Below are 5,570 nucleotides of genomic sequence, written 5' to 3'. Positions count from 1 at the left end.
CTCGGGTGCGGCGGGGTGTGGCCACCACCACGGTACCAAGCATCTGCTTGGTCGACCCTCCGCGCTCAGTACCTGAGCGCGCCCCGGTCGAACGGGACCTGGACGCCCGAGACGGACCGGGACCCGTCCCCGGCCAGGAACGACACCACGTCGGAGACCTCCTCCGGCGGCATGAAGTCGGCCAGGGTGCTGGCGCCGTCCGCGAGAACGTTTTTCAGTGGCATCGGCGAGAAGCTGTGCAGATACGAGGGGAACCGGCCGAAGATCTCCGCCATCCCGTCGGGGTCGATCATCGGCGTGTCCACGGAATAGGGATGGATCGAGTTGACGCGGATGCCGAATTCCCCCACCTCGAGGGCGAGCGAGTTGGTCAGCGCCACGAGCCCGGCCTTGGAGGCCGAGTAGTGTCCGTTGCCCGGCGTCGCCTTGAGTCCCGCCGACGAGCTGACGATGATGATCGACCCGCCGTTGCCCGCCTCGATCATCGCCGGCACGGCAGCGCGGATCGTCCGCCACGTGCCGCTCAGGTTGACGCCGATGACCATGTCCCAGTCGTCCTCCGGCAACTCCCACAGGCGGCCCCAGCTCAGTACGCCGGCGTTGGCCACGACGATGTCCAGCCGGCCGAACGTGGCGATGGTGCGGTCGACCAGTTCCTGGAGCGGTCCGAGCTCCCGGATGTCCAGTACCGCCGAGAGGGCTCTGCGCCCGGCCTGCTCGACCAGTCGGACGGTCTCGGCGAGGTCATCCGGACCGGGCGCCGGATAGGAGACGGAGGCGGACACCGGAGCGCAGAGGTCGGTCACCACGACGTCCGCGCCCTCCGAGGCGAGGCGGACGGCATGGGCTCGGCCCTGTGCCCGGGCGGCGCCGGTGACCAGTGCGACCTTGCCCTCCAGGGGAGTGTCAGGGGTGTTCATGCCGACCATCACACCCGACGACGTCCGCCGGGGCGGGCGGTTCCGACAAACCAAGCAAGTGCTTGGTAGTGTGGTCGTATGACCCAGAGCACGGCACCCGACACGCGCAGGCCGGCGTCGGAGATGACCGACGACGAGTTCGCCGCGGAGTTCCGCACGTGGTTGGACGCCAACCTGGTGGGAGAGTTCGCCGAGATCAAGGGGACCGGCGGGCCGGGCAGTGAGCATCAGTTCTTCGATCGGCGTCTGGCCTGGGAACGGCACATGGCCGAGGCCGGCTGGACCTGTGTGGGGTGGCCGGTCGAGTACGGCGGTCGGGGGGCGTCGCTCAGCCAGCAGGTCCGCGTCCACGAGGAGTACGCCAAGGCGGACGCCCCGGCGAGGGTCTCGCACCTCGGCGAGACGCTGCTCGGCCCCACCCTCATCGCACACGGCACCCAGGCGCAGAAGGACCGTTTCCTGCCCCGGATCCTCGACGTGACCGAACTGTGGGCCCAGGGCTACTCCGAACCGGGAGCGGGGTCCGATCTGGCGAACGTGTCCACCACCGCCCGCCTGGGTGAGGACGGCAGGTGGCATCTGCACGGCCAGAAGGTGTGGACCTCCCTGGCGCATCTGAGCCAGTGGGTCTTCGTCGTGGCCCGCACCGAGGAGGGCACCAGTCGGCACAAGGGCCTGAGCTTCCTGCTGGTGCCGCTCGATCAGCCGGGAGTCGAGATCCGGCCCATCCAGCAACTCACCGGGACCTCCGAGTTCAACGAGGTCTTCTTCGACGACGCGGTCACCGAGGCCGGGATGATCGTGGGGGAGCGCGGAGAGGGCTGGAAGGTCGCCATGACCCTCCTGGAGTTCGAACGAGGGGTCTCCACCCTCGGCCAGCAGGTCGGTTTCGCCCGCGAACTCGACCAGATCGTGGAGATGGCCCGGTCCAACGGCAGCGCGCACGTCCCCGCCGTGCGTGAACGGATCGCCCGTGCCTGGGTCGGTCTCAGGGTGATCCGCGCCCACGCTCTGCGCACACTCGCCGAGCGTGACGCCTCCGGTGGCAACGCCTCGGCGGCCAAGCTCCTGTGGGCCACGTGGCACCGCGACCTCGGCGAGCTGGCGATGATCGTGCAGGGGGCGGAGTCGCTCACCGGGCCCACCCACGACTCCGAGGGTGCGGCCAACGACCTCCGCGACCCGGAGCACCTCGAGTTGGCGCGGTGGCAGCGGCTCTTCCTGTTCACCCGAGCCGACACGATCTACGGCGGATCCAACGAGATCCAGCGCAACATCATCTCCGAGCGCGTGCTCGGATTACCCCGAGAGGCCAGGCCGTCATGACCCAGCACAAGTCCCCCCTCGCCGCGTCCCCCCTCGCCACGGTGCCGGAGGAGACACCTGGTCACGGGCTGCTCGCGGGTAAGAAGGTCGTGGTGACGGCCGCCGCGGGCACGGGCATCGGTTTCTCGGCCGCCCGTCGCGCCGCGCTCGAGGGCGCCGACGTCCTGGTGTCCGACTTCCACGAGCGCCGAATGAACGAGGCCCGCGACGCGCTCGCCGCCGAGTTCCCAGGGCAGCGGTTCGAGGCCATCACGTGCAACGTGCAGTCGACCTCCGACGTCGACGCGCTGATCACCGGCGCCGCCGAGAAGCTCGGCCGGATCGACGTGCTGGTCAACAACGCCGGGTTCGGCGGTGAGGGCGAGCTCGTGGACATGACCGACGAGGACTGGGACCGGGTTCTGGACATCACGCTCAACGGCACGTTCCGCGCGACCCGTGCGGCGCTGCGCTACTTCCGGGACGTGCCGCACAACGGGGTGATCGTCAACAACGCCTCCGTGCTCGGGTGGCGCGCGCAGCGAGCTCAGGCGCACTACGCGGCAGCCAAGGCCGGAGTCATGGCGCTGACCCGGTGTTCGGCGATCGAGGGTGCGGACTTCGGTGTGCGCATCAACGCGATCGCACCCTCCATCGCCCGGCACGCGTTCCTGGAGAAGTCGGCCTCCGCCGAGCTCCTCGACGAGCTCGCCGCCAAGGAGGCGTTCGGACGTGCCGCGGACGTCTGGGAGGTCGCCGCGACCATCGCCATGCTCGCCAGCGACTACACCACGTACCTCACCGGAGAGGTCGTCTCCATCTCGTCCCAGCGGGCCTGACCCGCAGTCGGCACCCGGCGGAGGGGATCGAAGGAGGTCAGGCGCTCCGGATCTTCTCGACCTGCCGGGCGAAGGCGTCAACGGCCGTGTCCCGTTCCGCGTCCGACACCGGCCCCGCCGCGTTGGCGACCGTGACGGACACGCCGATACCCCGCACGATCCCGGTGATCAGCACGTTGCCCGTGAGCAGCTCCTGGCCCATCATGTCCATCGCGTTGTTCTGCGTGATGGCGGCGAAGTGCTCCACGCCCTCCGGTGCCTCGAGGGGCAACAGCTGGTTCTCGGCACGGGTCGTGACCTCGGTCCCCTCGAGGGGGATCGTCACGGTCATGGTGGGGCAGTCGGCGATCAGTCGGTCACGATCGTTGAGGCCTGTCGTCACCGTGGTCACCGACACCGCGTACGCGGTGTTCTCGCTCTGGCCCGCCTGGATGGCGATCGCGCCCGGCTCGGCCTGGGCGAGGAACGCGTCCTGGCTGAAGTCGGCGCACCGCTCGGGGTCCACGCGGACGCCGGCGGCGATGTCCTCGAGCGCGCCGACACCTCCGGCGATCTCCTCGGCCGAGACGGGAGCGAGGCCGAGCTCGGGGGCGTCCTCGGCATTGAGGACGAGTTGATCTACGCCGGCCTCGGGGGTGCCCGGCGCTCCGGTGGGCTGCTCCTGAGGCGACTCGCTCGTCGCGGTCGTGGTCTCCGCGGGAGCCGCGTCGTCACCGCTCACGTGGATCGTGCAGGAGGCCAGGCCCAGGGTGAGGCCCACCGCCGCCGAGGCCGCGAGGACCCGGCGACCTGCCCGGCGCGGGCCGGAGGGGCGAGGGGAGGAGAAGACGGTGGAGCGCATGGGGGGAGTCTAGGCAGAAGGAGTCGACGACGGGTGGACCGACGCGGCCAGGCCGGTCCCCGGACCACGCCGGCCTCCGGAGCGCCCCTAGCAAGTGCTTGGTTGGTAGAGTGGTCGGATGACCAGCACGACCAGACGTGAAGAACTCTTGGCGATCGCCGCCGGGCTCTTCGCCGAGCGCGGCCTGCGGGCCACCACCGTGCGGGACATCGCGGACGCGGCGGGCATCCTCTCCGGCAGCCTCTACCACCACTTCTCGTCCAAAGAGGCGATCGTAGACGAGATCCTCCGCGGGTTCCTCGACTCCCTCTTCGGGGACTATCACCGGATCGTCCTGGCGGGCTCGTCGCCCCGGGAGACCCTCGAAGGGCTGGTCCGCGTCTCGTTCGAGGCCATCCACCGTCACAGGGACGAGGTGGCCATCTACCAGGACGAACTCAAGCATCTGCGGGGCAACCCCAGGTTCGACTATCTCCGGGAGCGCACCACCGAGTTCCGTGAGATGTGGACCGACGTGCTGGGCCGGGGCATCGAGTCCGGCCAGTTCCGTCCCGACCTCGACATCAGGCTCACCTACCGGTTCCTTCGCGACACCGTGTGGGTGGCGGTGCGCTGGTACCGGCCGGAGGGCGACGACGACCACGCCGCGATCGCGGACCAGTACCTGCACATCGTGCTCGACGGCCTGGCCGTGGACTCACCCGCCCCACCCGCCTGACACCACCGACCGACCCCACCCACGAGGAGACACATGACCAGCGTGACCGGCCGCGAGGCCTACGTGATCGACGCCGTCCGGACGCCTGCGGGCAAGCGCGGTGGCAGCCTCTCCGCCCAGCACCCGGCGGATCTGGGCGCGCACGTCATCAGCGCGGTGGTCGAGCGCACGGGGATCGACCCCGCGGTGGTCGACGACGTGATCTTCGGCTGCGTGGACGCCATAGGCCCGCAGGCGGGCAACATCGCCCGCTCCGCGTGGCTCGCGGCCGGGATGCCTCTCGGGGTGCCGGGCACGACCGTCGACCGCCAGTGCGGCTCGAGCCAGCAGGCCATCCACTTCGGTGCCCAGGGGATCATGTCCGGCACCCAGGACGTGGTCCTGTTCGGCGGCGTGCAGAACATGAGTGCCCTGCCGATCTCCTCGGCCATGCTCGCCGGGCGCGAGTACGGCTTCGACGACCCGTTCACCGGCTCCACCGGATGGGTCTCCCGCTTCGGCTCCCAGGAGATCTCCCAGTTCAACGGTGCCCAGATGATGGCCGACACGTGGGGTATCTCGCGTCGCGAGATGGAGGAGTGGGCGCTGCAGTCCCACACCCGCGCCCGCGCCGCGATCGCCGAGGGCCGGTTCGCGAACGAGTATGTCCCGTTCGCCGGACTCGAGGCCGACGAGACCACGCGCGAGACCACCCTGGAGAAGATGGCCTCCCTGCCCGTGCTGGCCGAGGGTGGCTCGCTCACCGCCGCCGTGGCGTCGCAGATCTCCGACGGTGCGTCCGCCGGGTTGCTCGCGTCCGCCGAGGCCGTCGAGAGATACGGCCTGACGCCGCGGGCCCGGATCCACCATCTGACCGTGCGCGGCGACGATCCGGTGATGATGCTCTCCGCGCCTATCCCGGCCACCCGGTGGGCGCTGGAGAAGACGGGACTGACGATCGACGACAT

6 protein-coding genes are annotated in these 5,570 nt (G+C 70.0%); 4 read left to right on the top strand and 2 right to left on the bottom strand.

Translation table 11 applies throughout. From position 1 onward, the window contains the following. Positions 1–65 precede the first annotated feature (65 nt). Positions 66–920: a mycofactocin-coupled SDR family oxidoreductase gene (locus G6026_RS05285; protein ID WP_182612428.1), complete on the bottom strand. Its 855-nt coding sequence runs from the start codon at positions 918–920 to the stop codon at positions 66–68. Positions 921–998: 78 nt separating this feature from the next. On the opposite strand from G6026_RS05285, the gene G6026_RS05280 reads away from it, so the two are divergent. Together G6026_RS05280 and G6026_RS05275 are read left to right on the top strand one after the other, a co-directional pair. After that, the gene (locus tag G6026_RS05280) at positions 999–2,246 is read left to right on the top strand and encodes an acyl-CoA dehydrogenase family protein (protein WP_182612427.1); all 1,248 of its coding nucleotides are present in this window, start codon (positions 999–1,001) and stop codon (positions 2,244–2,246) included. Beyond that, the gene (locus G6026_RS05275; protein WP_182612426.1) at positions 2,243–3,064 is read left to right on the top strand and encodes an SDR family oxidoreductase; all 822 of its coding nucleotides are present in this window, start codon (positions 2,243–2,245) and stop codon (positions 3,062–3,064) included. Before G6026_RS05280 ends, G6026_RS05275 begins: the two co-directional genes overlap by 4 nt. A 37-nt stretch (positions 3,065–3,101) precedes the next feature. Here the strand turns inward: G6026_RS05275 and G6026_RS05270 are convergent, their stop codons facing one another. Then, positions 3,102–3,905 (bottom strand): hypothetical protein, encoded by an 804-nt coding sequence (locus tag G6026_RS05270; RefSeq protein ID WP_182612425.1) that lies wholly within the window; start codon positions 3,903–3,905, stop codon positions 3,102–3,104. Between the two features lie 118 nt (positions 3,906–4,023). Here G6026_RS05270 and G6026_RS05265 point away from each other — a divergent pair, with 118 nt between their 5' ends. Then, positions 4,024–4,623, top strand: coding sequence for a TetR/AcrR family transcriptional regulator (locus tag G6026_RS05265; protein WP_182612424.1), 600 nt, complete (start codon positions 4,024–4,026; stop codon positions 4,621–4,623). Between the two features lie 33 nt (positions 4,624–4,656). Continuing rightward, positions 4,657–5,570, top strand: a 914-nt coding sequence (locus G6026_RS05260) for an acetyl-CoA C-acyltransferase (RefSeq protein WP_182612423.1), incomplete at its 3' end; no start/stop codon positions are given.

The sequence above is a fragment of the Dietzia sp. DQ11-38-2 genome, from assembly GCF_014145055.1.
Classification (GTDB): domain Bacteria; phylum Actinomycetota; class Actinomycetes; order Mycobacteriales; family Mycobacteriaceae; genus Dietzia.
The sequence above is the reverse complement of the archived record's forward strand: the minus strand, read 5'-3'. Positions and strand labels throughout refer to the sequence as shown.

What these genes read in the sequence shown, in the direction of transcription:
- G6026_RS05270 (WP_182612425.1), bottom strand. Translation starts at nt 3,905, where the DNA reads ATGCGCTCCACCGTCTTCTCCTCCCCTCGCCCCTCCGGCCCGCGCCGG.
- G6026_RS05265 (WP_182612424.1), top strand. Translation starts at nt 4,024, where the DNA reads ATGACCAGCACGACCAGACGTGAAGAACTCTTGGCGATCGCCGCCGGG.
- G6026_RS05285 (WP_182612428.1), bottom strand. Translation starts at nt 920, where the DNA reads ATGAACACCCCTGACACTCCCCTGGAGGGCAAGGTCGCACTGGTCACC.
- G6026_RS05280 (WP_182612427.1), top strand. Translation starts at nt 999, where the DNA reads ATGACCCAGAGCACGGCACCCGACACGCGCAGGCCGGCGTCGGAGATG.
- G6026_RS05275 (WP_182612426.1), top strand. Translation starts at nt 2,243, where the DNA reads ATGACCCAGCACAAGTCCCCCCTCGCCGCGTCCCCCCTCGCCACGGTG.